Annotated in this window: 2 protein-coding genes; both read left to right on the top strand. The window is 37.0% G+C overall.

What is annotated here, in order from left to right; genetic code table 11:
• The coding region (locus AAA952_RS22205; RefSeq protein ID WP_338259679.1) for an HNH endonuclease signature motif containing protein at window positions 1-457 on the top strand (457 nt) is incomplete at its 5' end.
• A gap of 8 nt (window positions 458-465) precedes the next feature.
• Window positions 466-933 carry an SMI1/KNR4 family protein gene (locus AAA952_RS22200; RefSeq protein WP_338259677.1) on the top strand — a complete coding sequence of 156 codons (468 nt, stop codon included), beginning with the start codon at window positions 466-468 and terminating at the stop codon, window positions 931-933.
• The last annotated feature ends 524 nt before the right edge of the window (window positions 934-1,457 follow it).

Here is a 1,457-nt window from a genome sequence, read left to right as displayed (position 1 = left end):
GGGATCAATATTACCCATAGGTCGGCTTTCCCAAAAAACATTTTCAAATTCTGAAAAATATGCAGAGTTAGTAAACTCGAATAAACCATGGTCATGGAAGGACTTCCCAGGGGGAGAGAGTTTAACTGTCGGGGATAAAAGAAAAATTAAGCAAGAAGCAATTGCTAAAGAACTTATTCCTGACGTTAAATTTAAAGGGGATACTAAATATCCTGACTTTGAACAAGCAGGTTTAATTGATAAAATAGATTATCTGCCTGAAGAATTATGGGAATCATCTGATTATCAAAAATTTAGATGGTTGGACTCTAGGATAGAAGGAGGGAAGCCAGATGGTTTTACTTGGCATCACTCTGAAATTCCTGGACGTATGGAATTAGTTCCATTCGGTCCACATAACACGATTAATCATAAAGGTGGAAGATCTCCTGGAAATTGGGCTGATGCTAAGCGATAGGTAAAATCATGAAAATTAAAAAAGACTCTATAGTTCAACCACCATTGTTGAGTACAATAAAAGATTTTGAAATGTTTCACAGGGTAACATTACCAAAATCTTTTGTAGATTTCATCAATGTATACAATGGTGCAGTACTCGATGATTTTGTAGTTATGGTTGAAGGGAAAGAAAGATTAGTCGAACGTTTTTTATGTATTATGGATGACCCCCAAATAATACCTCATGTTGGAATATATGATATTAGTGTTGTTATTGCTCAAGTTGAAGAACGATTAACTGATAATGAAGAGTTACTTGGGACTGAAATTATTCCATTTGCAGTTGTTTTTGGTGGTGACTTTTTATGCCTTGATTTTAGAAATCAGACGAGTGAGCCATCAATTATTCTTTGGGATCATAATGAATCAGATGAACTTGAACCCGTGACTTATTTTGTAGCTTCATCTTTTAGTAAGTTTTTTGCACTGATGTGATGTGCACCTTAGCGCCTGAGTTTGCAGTATTATTTCAAACTTAAAACTTAAAACTTAAAACTTAAAACTGACAGTGGCATGGGAAAGTTTAATATTTCCTATGCGACTAGATTTAAATAAAACTGAAACTCATAGGTTATTTGGCAACAGTGGATAACTCGTTATCAGTATCGAGGCTGTTCATAATTCTGTGTCAGGTTAATCCCGAATTCAACCCCGAAGTGCGACACTCGCTAATTAAGCCACTAGTTTGTTAAACACTACCGCTGGCAGCTTAAATTTCAAACATTTCTTAGTTCTGTGGTTGTCCTTGGCAGCGTTTAATCTCGCGATATACGCTGAAGCGATGACAATGAATGCATTTGGCAATGATGGCTATCGAAAAGCCCTGTTTTAACAGAACTGAATGCCAAGTGGTATTGGCACCGCAAAGGCACAAGTCCATTCCCTCTGGCAAGACAACTGGCACCTTGCCCATCACTATTGTTCTGGTCTAATCCCATCGGACACTTAATTTTGAGACA

Source organism: Shewanella sp. M-Br, assembly GCF_036245925.1.
GTDB lineage: Bacteria > Pseudomonadota > Gammaproteobacteria > Enterobacterales > Shewanellaceae > Shewanella > Shewanella oncorhynchi.
Note: the sequence above shows the minus strand (reverse complement) of the source record. Positions and strands in the feature narration are given on the sequence as shown.

Bases quoted from the DNA above. Each gene is read 5' to 3' on its own strand.
- AAA952_RS22200 (WP_338259677.1), top strand. From the start codon at position 466: ATGAAAATTAAAAAAGACTCTATAGTTCAACCACCATTGTTGAGTACA.